Genomic DNA, 16159 nt, shown 5'->3' on the forward strand with positions numbered 1-16159 from the left:
CGGCTCAGCCCTTCAGTGATCCGGAGACCATGCCCCGGATGAAGTGTCGTTGGAGGAAGACGTAGACGAGCAGGACGGGGAAGGCGACGATGATCGACGCCGCGGCGAGGAGCTGAACGTGTGTCTGTCGCTGGGTCTGGAAGAAGACGAGCGAGAGCGGTGCGGTGAGGATGTTCTGTCCCGACAGCATCACGAGCGAGAGCAGGAAGTCGTTCCACGTCCACATGAACACGAGCACGACCATCGTCAGGATCGCGGGGCGGCCGTACGGGAGTAGCACGCGGACGAGCACTCCGAGGCTCGAGGCGCCGTCGATCCTCGCCGCCTCGATCAGCGAGCGTGGCGCCGAGAGGAAGAACGCGCGCATCCAGAACGTCCCGAACGCGATCGAGAGCGCCGTGCTCGGGAGGATCACCCCCCACACGGTGTCGGTGAGGCCGATCCGCCGGAAGTCGAAGTAGAGCGGGATGATCGTCGCCTCGAAGGGCATCAGGAGACCGAAGAGGAAGACGTAGAAGAGGAACGACGAGCCGCGGAACCGCATCGTGCCGAAGGCGTACCCGGTCAGCAGCGACAGCACGGTCGAGAGCGCCACCGTCGTCGAGGTGATCATCGCGCTCGTCCAGAGCGACGACCCGAAGGCGCCCTCCTTCCACGCCTGGCGGAACGAGTCGAGCGTGAACGGATCGGGGATCGCGAAACCCGAGACCACCGCGTCGGGCCCGTGGAACGCGGTGAGCAGGATGCCGGCGATCGGGGCGAGCGCGAGGACCGAGAAGAGGACGAGGAGCCCGTAGTTCACGGCCCGCTCCAGTGTCCCGCTCACGTCGAGCTCCGTTCCCCGACCCGCGTGATCGCGAACGCGACGATGAAGATGGCGATCGCGAGCACGATCCCGATCGCCGCTCCGAGCCCGGCCTCGCCGGTCTGGAAGGCGGCCGTGTAGAGCCGGTAGGACGGGACGCTCGTCGACGTCCCCGGGCCGCCGCCGGTCATCACGTACACGAGGTCGAAGCTCCGAAGTGCGGCTGTCGTCGTGAGAACGAGGACGACGACGATCTCGTTCCGCAGCCCCGGGAGGGTGACGACGAAGAACTCCCGTACGGGGCCGGCGCCGTCGACGCGCGCGGCGTCGTACAGGCTCGTCGGGATCTTCTGCGCTCCGGCGACGAGCAGCACCATGGCGAGGCCGAACATCACCCACGTGCCGACGAGCCCGACCGACGGCAGCGCCCAGCCGAAGTCGCCGAGCCACGGGCGAGCGGAGCTCCCCAGCCCGGCGGCGCGGAGGCCCTCGTTGAGGGGGCCGTCAGGAGCGAGGATCCAGCGCCAGACGATGCCGACGGAAACCAGCGCGACGACCTGCGGCAGGAAGAGGACGGCCCGGAAGACGGAGATGCCGCGCACTCGCATCCTCGAGAGCAGTGCGGCGAGGAGGAGCCCGAGCACGAGCGGAAGCAGCGCGTAGAAGAGCACGAGCACGAGCGCGTGGGTGAACGTCTCGCGCACCTGCGGGTCGGTGAAGACGCGGCGGTAGTTGTCGAGGCCGACCCACGCCGACGGCGTGATGCCGTCCCAGGCGTGGAACGAGATCCAGAGCGTGTGCCCGAAGGGCACGAGCACGAAGGCCGCGTAGACGAGCAGCCCCGGGAGGACGTACAGGTAGCCGATCCGGCGCGGCTCACCGGGGGGACGGACGTCCCCCCGGTGTCGCCCACCGGCCGCCTCGACCGAGGCGGCCGCCGTCATCACGCCCGCCACGCCCGACGGCCTACGTGCTGTGGAACTTCAGATAGTCGCCGTCGAGCTTCTTCGCGAACGAGGCGGGGGTGAGCTTCCCGGCCATCAGCTCCTGGATGGCCGCGGTGATCGTGTCGTAGAACGTGGGGGTCGCCCAGTCCATGTACCCGGCCATCGCGTTCGTCTTGCTGAGCTTCGCCCACCCGGTGATCGCGTCGCCGCGGACCCCGGAGCCGGGCTTCGCCGTCACCACGATCGCGGGGACGTCACCGGCGGCCTGGATCACCTTCGCGGCGGCCGGGCTCGTGATGAAGTCGATGTACTTCGCCGAGAGCTCCTTGTTCTTCGCCTTCGCCGGGATCGCCCAGGCGAGGCCACCGCTCGCCAGCGCGCCCGGGGTCTTGCCGGCGCGCGCGCTCGGGAGCAGCATCAGGCCGACGTTGTCCTTGAGCGAGCTGGCCATGTCACCGGTCTTCCAGGTTCCGGTGATGGTGAAGACGGCGCCACCCTGCTGGAACTTCTTCGTCGCGTCGTCGTAGCCGAGGCCCGAGAAGCCGTCGGAGTAGTAGCCGGCCTGCGCCCACTTCTGGACCGTCCCGGCCGCCTTCAGCACCGCTGCTGTCGACCACTTCGATCCCTTCTTGCCGAAGATCGTGCTCCCGACCTGGGCGGCCGGCGCGACGGCCATCAGCACGGACTGGAACTCGTGGATCCCGGGCCACTTGTCGAGGTTCCCGAATGCGATCGGCGTCTCCCCGGCCGTCTTGGCGGCGGCGAGCGCCGTCTCGAACTCGGCGAGGGTCCTCGGCACGCCGATCCCGAGCGCCTTGAGCTTCGCCTTGTTGTAGAAGACGCCGACCCAGTCACCGGTGGTCGAGATCCCGTATAGGCTTCCGCTGCCGATCTGGCCCTTGGGGGTCGCGCGGCCGTCGATCGTGAGCAGGGCGGCGGACTGCCGCTTGCCCCAGCCCCACTTCGCCGCGTACCCGTCGAGCGGCGTGAGGAGCTTCGCCTTGACGAGCTGGCCGAGGTCGCCGAGCCCCTGGTTGACGTGGGTCACGTCGGGCGGGTTCGAGCCCGAAAGCTGGAGCGCGTCGGTCTTGACGAGGTCGGAGTACGACTTCGAGATGTGCTTGATCGTCACACCCGGATTCGCCTTCTCGAACAGCCTGTCCAGCTGCTTCAGGGCCGCGATGCGGGCGACGTTCCCACCCTCGCCGTCCTGGACGACGAGGGTCGTCGCCGACCTCGCGCCGGTCGCCTGCCCGGCGAGCACTGCGAGCGCGACGACGAGCATCGCCATGAAGGCGAGCGAGGCACGTGCCCTGCTGCCCGATGTGCGGGAGCGCGTCATGGTGTCATTCCTCCTCCTGGTCGCCGCTCCCGCACGAGGGTCGCGTGGAAGCGATAGCGGTCACTTCGATAGGCCGTCTCGCCCAGCTCGACGACGCGATTGGCACTGTCGTAGCTGGTCGTCCGGGCGAGGAGCAGAGGGTCGCCGACGGCGACGCCGAGCCTGCGCGCCTGAGCGGCATTCGCCGCGCAGGCCTCGGTGGTGTAGTCGGCCCGCACCAGTGCCGCCCCGGCCTCTTCCAGGACGGAGTACAGGGATGCCTTCCTGAAGTCGACGTGCGGCAACTCGGGCGCGATCGCGATCGGGACACGCGTGTGGTCGAGTGCGACAGCCACACCGTCGAGCATCCGGAGGCGGTCGATCTCGAACATCTCCGCGCCCGGAGCGATCCCGATGCGCTCCGCCTCCTCGAGGGTGGCAGGGCGGACGCGCTTCCGCAGTACGCGCGCGGTCGCAGTCAGGCCTCGCCGTGCGCCGAGCTCGGTGAAGCTGAGCAGCGCGTTCGGAGGCTCCGCGAGAGCTACCTCGCTCACGTACCGTCCGCTCCCCGGTGCCGCCCGGACGAGGCCCTCGTCTGCGAGCGCGTCGAGCGCCCTCCTGATCGTCACGCGACTCACGCCGAGTCGCTCGGCGAGGTGCCGTTCGGACTGCAGGCGCGCGCCGGGAGGGATCCTTCCGGACCGGATCTGGGACTCGATGGCCTCACGCACCTGGTCGTGGAGAGGCCGTGGCCCGACGAGGGACGCCGTCATGCCGCGGGAGTATGCGGAACGAATTGGTCGAGGTCAAGTCTCGATGTGGTCTGTCACTGGTATGTGACTCGTCCGATTGGTATGGTTGCCGACCATGGCTTCGTGGCGTGAGACGTACCTCTGGAGGGAAACCCTTGCCGTCCCCGAGTCGCTCGCCAGGACGGCGTCCGACACGGAGGGGATCGACGCGGTCGCGCGACTTCTCGGCGACCCGGGCGTGCGGAGGATCGTCGCGACCGGGAACGGCGCGGCGTACTATGCCGCCGTCGCTCTCTGGCTCGCGTCCCTCGACGGCCGGAGCGGCCCGGACGTCCTTGCTCTGCCGGCAGGACTCGTGGCGAAGGGAGCGTTCCGCTGGCGCGAGGGCGACGCGCTGCTCGCGTTCTCGTCGTCCGGCGAGATGCGCGACGTCATCGAGGCTCTCGATGCCGGCGCACCGACCCCGTTCGCCGCTGTCACGGCGAGCCCGGGATCGACGATCGGCTCGCGCGCCGACGCCGTCGGTCTCGTCACGATCGAGTCGCAGGACGCAGTGACGCACACGCAGGGATTCTGCGGGAACGTGCTGGTGGCGTTGGCCGTCTGGGCGACGATCACGGGCGACGCGGGACTCCGTGCCGCCGTGCTCGATGCGCCGGATGCCGTGGAGGGGTCCTGCGAGGCGGCCGAGGAGTGGGCGCTCGCCCTGCCGTGCCTCGCGCCGTCGGCGGGGGTGGTGTTCGGCTCGGGCCCGGCCTGGGCAGGCGCGCTCGAGGGGGCGCTGTTGCTGAAGGAGGTCGCGTGTCTCCCGGCGGAGGGAGTCGAGACCCGGGAGGGCGCGACGTCCGCGATGTACCCGCTCGGTCCCGGGCACGTCGTCGTGAGCCTCCCGACCGGACCCGACGCGGTCATCGACGAGGCCGAGGCGATCTGCGCCGCACGCGGTGCGACCGTCCTGCGGGCACCGGGTGGGGCGCGCGGCGATCGGCGATTGGCCGCGCTGACGACCTTCCCTGCTCTGATCGCCCTTTCGGCCAGGCTCGGGACGGAGCGCAAGCTCGACGTCGACCAGCCCTCCTGGACGGACGCCTACTACGCCGTTGCGCGCGGTTCGGCATGAGCCTCGGGATCGGTGTCCTCGGGTGCGGCAGCGTCTTCGCCGGACCGTACGCAGGGATGATCGATCGACTGCACGCGCATGGGCGCGTCCACGTCGCCGCGGTGTACGACGTCGACGACCGGAAGCGCCGCGGCGCTGCCGGTCGTTACGACGTCGAGCCCGACCTCGCCGGTCCCGGCGCGCTCATCTCGCGCGACGACGTCGATGTCGTGCTGGTGCTGACGAGTATGAACGAGCACGGGCCGCTCTCGCGCGCAGCCCTCGAGGCCGGCAAGCACGTCCTCGTCGAGAAGCCGCTCGCGACGAGCCTCGAGGAAGCGTCAGCGCTCGTCGAGCTCGCGAAGACGGCGCCGGGCCTGCTCGTCTGCGCGCCTCACGTCCTCCTCAGCCCGACGTTCCGCGCGATCCACGCCTGCGTCCGGGAGGGTAGGATCGGGCGGCTGCTGTCCGGTCGGGCGCGTTACGGCTGGGCCGGGCCGTGGTGGGCGGACTGGTTCTACCGGCCGGGGGGCGGATCGCTCTTCGACCTCGGTGTCTACAACGTGACGACGCTTTGCGCGCTCTTCGGTCCTGCGCGTCGCGTCACGGCGATGGTCGGCACGGCGATCCCCGAGCGTGATGTGAGCGGGCGGGTGATCCCGGTCGAGGCCGACGACAACGCGCACGTGCTCCTCGACTTCGGCGACGCGCGATTCGCGGTCGTGAGCACCGGGTTCACGATGCAGCGCTACCGGTCACCGGCCGTCGAGCTGTACGGGTCGGAGGGCACGGCGCAGCTCCTCGGCGACGACTGGGCGCCGGAGGGCTGGGAGCTGTGGCGGAACGAGGAGGCCTCCTGGAGGCTCATGCCCGAGGCCGACCCGCACTGGCAGTGGACCGACGGGTTGCGACACCTCGTGGACTGCGTCGAGGCGGGAGTGCCCACAGCGACGCGCCCCGAGCATGCCCTGCACGCGCTCGAGATCATGCTCGCCGCGCAGGCGGCAGGTCGCGACGGGGTCGCCCGGCAGATCCGGACGGGGTTCCCGGAGCCTGTGTACGACGGCGCGATGCTCGCAGCCGAGGAGGCACACCGCTCGCACGACAGGCGAAGCCACGATGGGATATGAACCGTCGCCGCGCCCGACGTTCGACCAGCCGACGGCGCTGCCGTTCGCGGACGTCGCGCGGCACACGTGGGGTGACGCCGAAGCCGGTCTCGTGGACGACTGGATCTACGTGTCGAGCGGCCTCCTTCACACGATCGTGTTCGGGATGGAGCCTGGTGGGTGCTTTCGCCACTCGGGGGACTTCCGAACGGTGTTCGGCGCGGATGAGGTTCTCCACGTGCTCCAGGGCACGTTCGTGCTGGCGAACCCCGAGACGGGCGAGGTAGTCCGTCTCGAGACGGGCGACAGCGTGTTCTTTCGGAAGAACACCTGGCATCACGGCTTCTCCTTCGGCGCGGAGCCCGTGCGCGTGCTCGAGTTCTTCGCGCCGCCTCCGTCGACCGGTGCGTCGGGTCCGTATGCGCGGACGAGGCCGTATCTTCCTGAGGGCAAGTGGGCGTACGGCGACGACGCTCTGATCGGCGCTTTGCCAGGCGCGCATCGAGCCGACGGCGGAACGCTCCATCCGATCAGAGCGGCCGACCGCACCCACCGGCTAGAGGGTGACGCGCTCGTCGGCATCGTCGCCAGTACCGAGCACCTCACCGTCACGACGGTGAGGCTCGTTCCCGGGTCATCGAGCGATTCCGTGGCCCGCGGGGGAGACGTCCTGGTCTTCGTCGAGGACGGGAAGCTCGCCGTGCACGCCGAGTGGAACGGTGCCCGGAGTACGATGGAGCTCGGACGCTGGGATGCCGCGTACCTGCCCTTCGGCACCACGTACCGGCTTCAGGGTGAGGGCACGGGACCGGTCGATGCGGTTGTCGGCGTCGCCCCGTCGTACGCTCGCTCTGCCTGACGGAGGTGGGCGAAGCGGAGGCGCCGCACGGGGCCCGTCAGGCCGCCGGCAGCGTGAAGCACACTCTGGCGCCGCCACCCGGCCGGTTCTCGGCCCAGATACGGCCGCCCTGGGCCTCGACGAGCCCGCGCGCGATCGCGAGGCCGAGGCCCGCTCCGCGATGGGAGCGCGCCCGGTCGCTGCGCCAGAAGCGGTCGAACATCCGCTGCTGCGCGTCATCTTCCAGGCCGTCGCCGGTGTCCTCGACCGTGACCCGGACGACGTCCTCGAGCGGCTGCACGGAGACGGCGACGGAGCCGTCGGACGGCGTGTGGCGGAGCGCGTTGACGAGCAGGTTGAGCAGGACGCGCTCCACCTTGTCGGGCGCGAAGCAGGCGGTCGCCGATGCGTCAACCTCGGATGCGAGGTTGACCTGCCGCAACCGGGCTTCCGCCTCGACGCCGCGCAGGCACGAGGCGACGACGCCGGCGAGCGACCCTTCCTGCAGCTCCAGCGTGAGCGCGCCGGCGTCGATGCGGGCGAGCTCGAACAGGTCGTCGACGAGCTGGGCCAGCGCCTGCACCTGCTCGCCGAGCGCCGGCAGGTAGTCGGCCGGCTCGGCGAGACCGTCCTCGAGCGCCTCCAGCATCGCCTGCATGTTGGCGAGCGGTGTGCGCAGGTCGTGGCTCGCCCAGGCGACGAGCTCGCGGCGCGCGTCGAAGAGCTGCTCGAGGTTGGAGGCCATCGCGTTGAATGCCACCGCCATGTCCGCGACCTCCGCGGGGCCGGACTCGGGCGCCCGCACGGACAGGTCGCCGCCGGCCAGTAGGCTCGAGGCGCCGCGGACGCGCTCCAGCGAGCGCGCGATCGAGTGCGCGAGCACGAGCCCCGCGACGACGGCGACGGTCGCCGATGCCGTCGACACGGCGAGGATCTTGACGTCGGCGCCCATGTGGAACATCACCCAGCCCGAGAGCAGCACCGACGCCAGCGGCAGGCAGACCGCCAGCGCCGCGAGGCCGGCGAGCTGCAGGCGCACGGTCGGCAGCAGCCGCAGCACGAAGGCGAGCGCGAGGCCGACGCCGAGGGTCAGCGCCGCGATCGCGGCCGCGTAGCCGATCACGGCACGAGGCGGTAGCCGACGCCCCAGACGGTCTGCAGGTGTCGCGGCGCGGAGGGATCGTCCTCGATCTTCTCGCGCAGCCTCCGCATGTGCACGGTTACGGTGCCGGTGTCGAGCGCCGCCTCGTATCCCCACACGCGGCTCATCAGCTGATCGCGCCCGAACACCCGGCGCGCGTTGCCCGCGAGGAAGGCGAGCAGGTCGAACTCCCTCGCCGTCAGCCTCACCTCCGTCCCGGCCTTTCGCACCTCGCGCGTGCCGGGCTCGATGACGACGTCGCCGAACGCCAGCCGCTCCGACACCTCGGCGGCCGGTCGCGCGCGGCGCAGCACGGTGCGCACGCGCGCGGCGAGCTCGCGCGGGGAGAACGGCTTCGTCACGTAGTCGTCTGCGCCGAGCTCGAGCCCCACGATGCGGTCGGCCTCCTCGCCGCGCGCGGTGAGCAGGATAACGGGGAGCTCGGAGCGCGAGCGGATCCAGCGGCACAGCTCGAGACCGTCGCCGCCGGGCAGCATCACGTCGAGCACGACGAGGTCGGGCGTTCGCCGCTCGAGCAGCTCGCGGGCGCTGTCGCCCCGGTCGGCCTCGAGCGTCTCGTAGCCCTCGCGCTCGAGATAGCGCACGACGACCTCGCGCACGATCGGCTCGTCGTCGACGACGAGGACGGTGGTCATGGCCCCATTGTGCGTGCCGCTTTCTTTCAGCGGGGTTAACTCGGGCCGCGTAAGGCCGCGTTCGGCACACGTTCACGCCTGCGTAAGGGACGGGGTCTACGGTCGCTGCGCTCCACCACAAACGACAGGAGGATCTGCCATGAGGCGCATCGCCGCACTGCTCGCCGCTCTCGCCGCGCTCTCGCTCGCCCTCGCCGTCCCGGCGCTGGCGGCGGCAGGGGACGGCTCGGTGAAGACGTTCAACCGCGGGGCGACGCTCGGGTACTACCGCGATCAGATCGTGTCGTACTACGACCTGGGCCCCGTCAAGCTCGCCGGAGGGAACAGGGTCGCCCCGATCTGGGTGTTCCCGAGCAACGGAGCAGCGGGACAGCGCAACATCATCGACACGGTGCCGGGGCAGAAGGGCTACACGCCGCTGTGGGCGGTGCGGCTCGTGACGTGGAAGGACGGCGTCAGCGCGCGCGTGCTCCGCTCCGCCGCGGCCGTGAAGAAGGCCGTCGCGAGCGGGGAGGCGACGGTGAAGGCAACGCCGATCGTCGTCAACTGCCCGGTGCTGTAGGCAGAAGGGCCTGCCGTTCGAGGGGGGTGCTTCGTCGTCGCGCGGAGCACCCCCTCGCGGAACGGGCGCCGGTCGCTATCCTGGGCCTCGGACGCGGTGCCATGCCGCTTCACATCGAGAGAGGCTGAGGGTCCCGGCCCTGCGACGCCTCGGCAACCTGCGCACCACGGCGCAAGGTGCCACACCCGGGGTGGATGTCGAGCGAGGAGGAGACCATGGGCACCGTGCAGACGACGTCGTTCACCGAGCTGCTCGCCGAGCGCGGCGTGCTGATCGCCGACGGTGCGACCGGCACGAACTACCAGACGATGGGCATGGAGCCCGGCGTCGCCCCCGAGGAGTGGTTGTTCGACGCGCCCGAGCGGGTCGTCGAGCTGCATCGCGCGTTCGCGGACGCCGGCGCCGACATCGTCCTCACGTGCACGTTCGGGGCGACGAGCCTGCGGCTCGTCGAGGGCCCGCTGATCGGACGGGCGCGCGAGGTGAACCTGCGCGCCGCCGAGCTCGCGCGGGAGGGGGCGGGCGAGGGACGGCTGGTCGCCGGCTCGATGGGGCCGACCGGGGCGCTGATCGAGCCCTACGGGCTGCTGACGCACGACGCCTGCGTGGAGGCGTACGCGGAGCAGGCTCTGGCCCTGGCGGACGGAGGCGTCGACCTGCTCGTGCTGGAGACGCTGTTCGCGGTCGAGGAGGCCGTCTGGGCGCTCGAGGGGGCGCGGAGCGCGACCGACCTGCCGGTCGTGGTCTCGTTCAGCTTCGACATGGGGACGCGCACCATGATGGGCCTCAGCCCCACGAACGCCGTCGCCGCCGTCGCCTCGTCGGGCGTCGCCGCCGTCGGCACGAACTGCGGCCGCTCGCTCGAGGACACCGACGTCGTCGTCGCCGAGGTGCTCGCCGCGGCCGGAGAGATCCCCGTGTGGGTGAAGCCGAACGCGGGCGTGCCGAAGATCGTGGGCGCGGAGGTCGTCTACGAGGCCGGCCCGGACATGCTCGCCGAGCACGTGGCCCGCTACGTGGAGCAGGGTGCGCGCATCGTCGGCGGCTGCTGCGGCTCGACGCCCGCGCACGTCGCCGCCATCGCCCGCGCGCTCGGGCGCTGACGCTCAGGCGGGGAGGCGCACGAGGCCGCCGTCGACGACGACGAGGCCGTCGCGCGCGAGCGCCGCGACGGCCTCGGGGTCGATGTCCGCGAGGCTGCGAGGCGCGGATGCGACCGCGCGCAGTGCGGCGGCGCGGCGCTGCCGGAACGACCCTTCGAAGCGTCCCTGCTTGCGTGCCGGCTCGTCGCGGGTGCCGCGCGACGGGCAGCGATCCGCGAGCGGGCAGCGCGCGCAGCGCGGCACGCGGGCGAGGCAGATCGTCGCGCCGAGATCCATCAGCGCCTGCGCCGCGGCGCTGCCGAAGCGGTGCCCCGTGCGCCGCAGCACGCGCTCGACGTTGACGTCGCGCGGCAGCACGTCCTCGCCGAGCGCGAAGCTGCGGATCGCCGCCGCCGTGTACGGCCCGACGCCGGGCAGTTCCGTCAGGTCGTCCGGCCAGCCGTCGGCGGCGATCGCCTGCGCGGCGCGATGGAGGGCGAGGGCGCGGCGGTTGTAGCCGAGCCCCTGCCACTCGCGGATCACCTCGGCGGGAGAGGCGGCCGCCAGGGCCTCGCACGTCGGCCAGCGCTCGAGCCAGGCGAGGTAACGGGGCACGACGCGATCGACCTGCGTCTGCTGCAGCATCACCTCGCTGACGAGGATCGCGTACGGATCCTTCGTCCGCCGCCACGGCAGATCGCGGCTGCTGCGGCCGTACCAGATCAAGAGCAGCGACTCCATACGGCGATCGTAGAGCGACGCGCGGCTTGCCCGGGCGGGTGCATGTGCGAGAGTTGCGGCGTGCTCCTCTACAACTCTGCCGTCTCGGGCAACTGCTACAAGGTGCGGCTGCTCGCCGCCCAGCTCGACGTCCCGCTCGAGCTGCACGAGCTGAGCGTCGTCGACCGCTCCGACCGCGCGGAGGTGCTCGGCGGGCTGAACCCGGCATTGCGGGTGCCGACGCTCGTGCTCGACGACGGCCGGCCGCTGGCGGAGTCGAACGCCATCCTCTGGTACCTCGGCGACGGCACGCGCTTCGTGCCCGAGGATCGCTACGAGCGCGCGCAGGTGCTGCAGTGGCAGTTCTTCGAGCAGTACGTGCACGAGCCGTCGATCGCCGTCGTCCGCTTCCTCGTCGCCTATTCGGGCGAGGCCGAAAAGCACGCGCAGCGGATCGCCGAGCGGACTGCGCACGGCTACGTCGCTCTCGACGCGATGGAAGCCCACCTCACAGGGCGATCCTTTCTCGTGGCCGAGCGCTACACCCTGGCCGACATCTCGCTCTACGCCTACACGCACGTCGCCCACGAGGGCCGCTTCGACCTGGCGCCGTATCCCGCCGTGCGGGCGTGGCTCGATCGGGTCGCGAGCCAGCCGGGGCATATTCCGATCGACGCATGAGCCGGGGCGTCCGCGTCCGCTTCGCGCCGAGCCCCACCGGCTCGCTCCACCTCGGCAACGCGCTCAGCGCCGTCGCGAACCGCGCCTTCGCGGACGCGCACGGCGGCATGCTCGTGCTGCGCATCGACGACACCGATCCGGCGCGCAACCTCCCCGGCGGGGAAACGGCCATCCTCGACGACCTCGCCTGGCTCGGCGTCGAGTGGGACGAGGGGCCGGTGCGCCAGAGCGAGCGCGGCGCCCTCTACGCGGACGCGGTCGAGCGGGCGCTCGCGCACGGCGCCGTGCGCGACGACGACGGCTCCGTGCGGCTCGGCGGCACCACGCTCGCGCGCCCCGACGGCAGCGCCACCTACCAGCTCGCCACCGTCGCCGACGATCTCGATCTGCGCATCACCCACATCGTCAGGGGATCCGACCACCGGCCGAACGAGGAGCTGCAGCGGCGGATCGCGCGGGCGCTCGGCGGCGAGCTCCCCGAGGTGATCCATCACGGCCTGCTGCTCGGCGCGGACGGCCGGAAGCTGTCGAAGCGCGCCGCACACGCGTCGGTCGCGCAACTCCGCGCAGAGGGGATCCCGGCGGCGGCCGTGCGCGCCTACCTCGACGAGCTCGACCTCCCGCGCCACGACGTCCATCTCGATGCGGCGCGGCTGCAGCGGCTCGCGATCGACGCGATCGACGCGATGCCGGACGACGACCTCGCGGCGGCCGCCGGGGCTCCGGTCGATCTCGCCCGCGCCCTCCGGGGCGCGCGCACGCTGGTCGAGGCGCGCGCGATCGCCCGGCAGATCACCGCGCCCGAGGCGGTGAGCCTGGGCGAGGAGGCCCGCGCGACGATGGAGCGGTTCGCCGAGCTGCGCGCTCCGGGGCCGGCGCGGCTCGACGAGGACGCGGCGCGGTCGATCGTCCGCGAGCTCAAGGCCGTCGGCGCGAGCCTGAAGGCGCTGCGGCTGGCCCTCACCGGCGCCGAGCGCGGCCCCGAGCTGTGGACCGTCCTCGCGGCGCTCGACCGCGACGAGGCGCTCGCGCGCGCGGGCGCGGCTATAACACCCCGATGACGGTGCGCCTCTACGACACGTCGACGCGGGCGCTCGTCGCGCTGCCCGCGCCGCCCGCGCCGGTCGGCATGTACGTGTGCGGGCCCACCGTCTACCAGCGCGCCCACATCGGCAACGCGCGCCCTTTCGTCGTCTTCTCGTGGCTGCGCAACTGGCTGCGCGAGCGCGGCCATGCCGTCACGTTCGTCCACAACATCACCGACGTCAACGACAAGATCTACGAGGCCGCGCCGGGCAGAAGCGCCGAGCGCGCCCTGGAGGCGACGCGCTGGTACCTGGAGGACATCGAGGCCTTCGGCCTCGGCATGCCCGACGAGCTCCCGCGTGCGACCGAGACGATCCCCGACATCGTGGCGCTCGTCGAGGAGCTCGTCGCCTCCGGCCATGCCTACGAGGCCGGCGGCGACGTCTACTTCCGTGTCGCCGGCTTCGAGAGCTACGGGGCGCTCTCGGGCCAGCGGCCCGACCAGGTGGAGGAGCAGGAGCCGAACCCGCTCAAGGAGGATCCCCGCGACTTCGCCCTCTGGAAGGCGACCAAAGAGGGGGAGGACACCTGGTGGGAGTCGCCGTGGGGACGCGGCCGGCCCGGGTGGCACATCGAGTGCTCCGCGATGGCCGAGAAGACGCTCGGGCCCGAGTTCCTCATCCACGGCGGCGGCCTCGACCTCGTGTTCCCGCATCACGAGAACGAGCGCGCCCAGTCGCTGGCGCTGGGCCGGCCCTTCGCGCGGATCTGGATGCACAACGGGATGCTGCGCTTCACCGGCGAGAAGATGTCGAAGTCGCTCGGCAACGTGGCGACGATCCGCGACGTGATCGACGAGTGGGGCCGTGAGACGGCGCTCCTCTTCTTCCTCTCCGGGCACTGGCGCAAGCCGATCGACTTCTCGGCCGGGACGATGGCCGCCGCGCGCGCCCAGGTCGAGGGCCTCCGCAACGCCCTGCGCGGCGCGCGGCGCGCCGAGGGCGACTGGGGCCTGTTCGCCGCGGCGCTCGACGACGACTTCAACACCCCGGCGGCGCTCGCGCTGCTGCACGAGTGGGCGCGCGCCGGCGCGCTCGACGAGCTGCGGCGCGGTCTCGCCCTGTTCGGCCTCGCCTCCCTCGACGAGCGGCCGCAGCCTCCCGCCGAGGTCGTCCGCCTCGCCGGCGAGCGGCAGGCGGCACGGGCCGCCCGCGACTTCGCCGAGGCCGACCGGCTTCGCGCCTCGATCGCGGCCTCCGGGTGGGAAGTGCGGGACGTCGCCGACGGCTTCGAGCTCCTGCCGCTCCGGTGACGCGCGACCTCGTCTACGGGCGCAACGCCGTGCGCGAGGCGCTACGGGGGCGGCGGGAGGTGCTGGAGCTGTGGGTGTCCGAGCGGGCGGCCGCGTCGCTCGACTGGATCGCCGAGGGGCCTCGCGCCCAGGTGCGCAAGGAGCGCGAGCTGACCGAGGCTGCGGGCAGCCCCGACCACCAGGGGGTCGTGGCCTGGGCCCAGCCCTATCCGTACGCGGATGCCTGGGAGCTCGCCGCGGGCGAAGCGCCGCTTCTCGCCTGCCTCGACCAGGTCACCGACCCCCGCAATCTCGGCGCCGTCGCCCGTAGCGCGGCCGGAGCGGGCGCCGACGGCGTCATCGTCCCGGCGCACGGGTCGGCAACCGTGACCGCGGCCGTCTGCCGCGCGTCGGCCGGGGCGGTGGAGCACCTTCCGATCGCCGTCGTCCCCAACCTGGCCCGCTTCCTCTCCGACATCAAGCGCCCCGACCTGTGGTCGTATACAGCCTCCGCCGACGCCGCGGAGACGATGTGGCGCACCGACCTCACGGCTGGCGTCGCGCTCGTGTTCGGTGCCGAGGGCAAGGGCGTGCGTCCCCTCGTGCGCAGGACCTGCGACGGGGCGGTGTCGATCCCGCTCGCCGACGGCGTCGAATCGCTGAACGTGAGCGTTGCCGCCGCGGTGCTCCTCTACGAGGCGCGGCGGCAGCGCTCCTGATCCGGCGGCGGATGCGCCGCCGCGTCCGCCCGTACGATGGTCGCGTGCCCGAGCCGACGCTCTACCTGTTCGACGGCTACAACCTCCTGCACGCCGGCGGCTACGAGGACGCGCGCATGCTGATCGACCGGCTCGCGAGCTTCGTGGCCCTGCGCGGCGCCCGGGGCGTCGTCGTCTTCGACGGCGGAGGAGAGGATCTCGATGTCGGCGCGCTCGCCGTCCGCTTCGCCGCGAACGCCGACACGCTGCTCGAGCGCCTCGCAGCCGAGCATCGCGGCCGCGAACGCGTCTGCCTCGTCTCCTCCGACGCCGCCGTGCGCGGCACCTCGGGCCAGGAGGTGCGCAAGATCTCGTCGGCGACGTTCCTCGGCGGCCTCGAGCCCATCGTCCACGACGAGAGCGACGCGTCCCGGCTGCGCGACCGCGTCGACGAGGCAACCCGGGCCAGGCTCGAGCGGCTTCGCCGCGGGCTCGACTGAGCCGCGCTCCACCGTCGGGGCGGGCCGCAGCGGCGTGTGTGCCGCGCGCGCAAGGCCGGTGCGAAACCAGGCACGAACATCTGTTCTAATCACCATGCAAGAACTGCAAAGGGGTTGTAACGCTCGCAAGAAGGTGCTAGCTTCTCCCTCGACTTCAGGGTGAGACTTGACGCTCGAGCCCCGGAGACCGGAACGAAAAACCACGGAAATCCAGGGGAGAAGCGATGCCCGCGCGCACAGCCGCCGCACCGAAGTCACCACAGAAGGTTCAACGCGAGCTTGAGGATTTGCAGCTCGTGATCAAGGCGCGCAACGGCAGCCAGGCCGCGCTCGACCAGCTGATGCGCCGCTACCACGGGTTCGTGCGGCTCAAGGCGAGCTCGTACTTCCTTGCCGGCGGCGACGCGGACGACCTCATCCAGGAGGGGATGATCGGCCTCTACAAGGCGGTGCGCGATTTCCGCCACGACAAGGAGACCTCGTTCCGCTCCTTCGCCGAGCTGTGCGTGACGCGGCAGATCATCACGGCGATCAAGACGGCGACGAGGTTCAAGCACGCACCGCTGAACACGTACGTGTCCTTCAGCCACTCGCCCGCCGGGCAGGACGGCGAGGGCGATTGCACGCTCGGCGACGCGCTCCCGGGCCCGAGCACGAACGACCCGTCCATCTGCGTCATCTCCACCGAGGAGCTGCAGAGCCTCGTCGGCTGCCTCGGCTCGAGCCTCTCCTCGCTCGAGTCCGATGCGCTGCGCCTCTACCTCGACGGCCGCTCGTACGACGACATGGCCGACGAGCTCGGGTGCGACACGAAGACGATCGACAACGCGCTCCAGCGCGTGAAGCGCAAGATCCTCGCGCACCAGGCGTCGCGCGCGGTCCCCGCCTGAGCCGGCGCCTTCCGCTTCCTCCTGCGACCGAGGCCTGCGGC

18 protein-coding genes and 1 riboswitch are annotated in these 16159 nt (G+C 71.6%); of the genes, 11 read left to right on the forward strand and 7 right to left on the reverse strand.

From position 1 onward, the window contains the following. Positions 1-4: 4 nt before the first annotated feature. The 4 genes from Gocc_RS08080 to Gocc_RS08095 are packed head-to-tail and all read right to left on the reverse strand — an operon-like array spanning position 5 to position 3846. On the reverse strand, positions 5-826 hold the full coding sequence (locus Gocc_RS08080; protein WP_114796026.1) for a carbohydrate ABC transporter permease: 822 nt from the start codon (positions 824-826) through the stop codon (positions 5-7). Continuing rightward, positions 823-1749 (reverse strand): carbohydrate ABC transporter permease, encoded by a 927-nt coding sequence (locus tag Gocc_RS08085; RefSeq protein ID WP_114796201.1) that lies wholly within the window; start codon positions 1747-1749, stop codon positions 823-825. The genes Gocc_RS08080 and Gocc_RS08085 overlap by 4 nt, the downstream gene beginning before the upstream one ends. A gap of 22 nt (positions 1750-1771) precedes the next feature. Then, the gene (locus Gocc_RS08090; protein WP_114796027.1) at positions 1772-3094 is read right to left on the reverse strand and encodes an extracellular solute-binding protein; all 1323 of its coding nucleotides are present in this window, start codon (positions 3092-3094) and stop codon (positions 1772-1774) included. Then, the gene (locus tag Gocc_RS08095; protein WP_114796028.1) at positions 3091-3846 is read right to left on the reverse strand and encodes a GntR family transcriptional regulator; all 756 of its coding nucleotides are present in this window, start codon (positions 3844-3846) and stop codon (positions 3091-3093) included. The genes Gocc_RS08090 and Gocc_RS08095 overlap by 4 nt, the downstream gene beginning before the upstream one ends. Before the next feature lie 94 nt (positions 3847-3940). On the opposite strand from Gocc_RS08095, the gene Gocc_RS08100 reads away from it, so the two are divergent. From Gocc_RS08100 to Gocc_RS08110, 3 genes are read left to right on the forward strand one after another with little or no spacing between them, the layout of a single operon-like run. After that, a complete protein-coding gene (locus Gocc_RS08100) occupies positions 3941-4945 on the forward strand; it encodes an SIS domain-containing protein (protein WP_114796029.1) in 1005 nt (334 codons plus the stop codon). Continuing rightward, entirely contained in the window at positions 4942-6054 is a 1113-nt protein-coding gene (locus tag Gocc_RS08105; RefSeq protein ID WP_114796030.1) for a Gfo/Idh/MocA family protein, read from the forward strand. The genes Gocc_RS08100 and Gocc_RS08105 overlap by 4 nt, the downstream gene beginning before the upstream one ends. Beyond that, positions 6044-6892: a cupin domain-containing protein gene (locus Gocc_RS08110; RefSeq protein ID WP_181813475.1), complete on the forward strand. Its 849-nt coding sequence runs from the start codon at positions 6044-6046 to the stop codon at positions 6890-6892. Before Gocc_RS08105 ends, Gocc_RS08110 begins: the two co-directional genes overlap by 11 nt. A gap of 37 nt (positions 6893-6929) precedes the next feature. Here the strand turns inward: Gocc_RS08110 and Gocc_RS08115 are convergent, their stop codons facing one another. Beyond that, a complete protein-coding gene (locus tag Gocc_RS08115) occupies positions 6930-7994 on the reverse strand; it encodes a HAMP domain-containing sensor histidine kinase (protein ID WP_114796032.1) in 1065 nt (354 codons plus the stop codon). After that, the gene (locus tag Gocc_RS08120) at positions 7991-8668 is read right to left on the reverse strand and encodes a response regulator transcription factor (protein WP_114796033.1); all 678 of its coding nucleotides are present in this window, start codon (positions 8666-8668) and stop codon (positions 7991-7993) included. Before Gocc_RS08120 ends, Gocc_RS08115 begins: the two co-directional genes overlap by 4 nt. Before the next feature lie 139 nt (positions 8669-8807). Between Gocc_RS08120 and Gocc_RS08125 the strand changes: the two genes are divergently transcribed. Both Gocc_RS08125 and Gocc_RS08130 read left to right on the forward strand, forming a co-directional pair. After that, positions 8808-9230 (forward strand): DUF7482 domain-containing protein, encoded by a 423-nt coding sequence (locus tag Gocc_RS08125; RefSeq protein WP_114796034.1) that lies wholly within the window; start codon positions 8808-8810, stop codon positions 9228-9230. A gap of 108 nt (positions 9231-9338) precedes the next feature. Further along, a riboswitch (SAM riboswitch) is annotated at positions 9339-9431 on the forward strand. Positions 9432-9445: 14 nt separating this feature from the next. After that, on the forward strand, positions 9446-10333 hold the full coding sequence (locus tag Gocc_RS08130; protein ID WP_181813476.1) for a homocysteine S-methyltransferase family protein: 888 nt from the start codon (positions 9446-9448) through the stop codon (positions 10331-10333). Between the two features lie 3 nt (positions 10334-10336). Here the strand turns inward: Gocc_RS08130 and Gocc_RS08135 are convergent, their stop codons facing one another. Next, positions 10337-11053, reverse strand: a complete 717-nt coding sequence (locus tag Gocc_RS08135) for an HhH-GPD family protein (RefSeq protein WP_114796036.1) — start codon at positions 11051-11053, stop codon at positions 10337-10339. A gap of 60 nt (positions 11054-11113) precedes the next feature. On the opposite strand from Gocc_RS08135, the gene Gocc_RS08140 reads away from it, so the two are divergent. From Gocc_RS08140 to sigH, 6 genes are all read left to right on the forward strand, one after another. Beyond that, a complete protein-coding gene (locus Gocc_RS08140; RefSeq protein WP_220150521.1) occupies positions 11114-11713 on the forward strand; it encodes a glutathione S-transferase family protein in 600 nt (199 codons plus the stop codon). Next, on the forward strand, positions 11710-12774 hold the full coding sequence (locus Gocc_RS08145; protein ID WP_114796038.1) for a glutamate--tRNA ligase: 1065 nt from the start codon (positions 11710-11712) through the stop codon (positions 12772-12774). The genes Gocc_RS08140 and Gocc_RS08145 overlap by 4 nt, the downstream gene beginning before the upstream one ends. Next, complete coding sequence (gene cysS, locus Gocc_RS08150) at positions 12771-14051, forward strand: cysteine--tRNA ligase (RefSeq protein ID WP_114796039.1); 1281 nt, start codon at positions 12771-12773, stop codon at positions 14049-14051. The genes Gocc_RS08145 and cysS overlap by 4 nt, the downstream gene beginning before the upstream one ends. Then, positions 14048-14749, forward strand: coding sequence for a 23S rRNA (guanosine(2251)-2'-O)-methyltransferase RlmB (gene rlmB / locus Gocc_RS08155; RefSeq protein ID WP_181813477.1), 702 nt, complete (start codon positions 14048-14050; stop codon positions 14747-14749). Before cysS ends, rlmB begins: the two co-directional genes overlap by 4 nt. Before the next feature lie 44 nt (positions 14750-14793). Beyond that, complete coding sequence (locus tag Gocc_RS08160; protein WP_181813478.1) at positions 14794-15228, forward strand: NYN domain-containing protein; 435 nt, start codon at positions 14794-14796, stop codon at positions 15226-15228. 224 nt (positions 15229-15452) lie between these two features. Beyond that, positions 15453-16118, forward strand: coding sequence for an RNA polymerase sporulation sigma factor SigH (gene sigH, locus Gocc_RS08165; protein WP_114796042.1), 666 nt, complete (start codon positions 15453-15455; stop codon positions 16116-16118). The last annotated feature ends 41 nt before the right edge of the window (positions 16119-16159 follow it).

Origin of the sequence: Gaiella occulta (assembly GCF_003351045.1) — a bacterium.
GTDB classification, from domain to species: Bacteria; Actinomycetota; Thermoleophilia; order Gaiellales; family Gaiellaceae; genus Gaiella; species Gaiella occulta.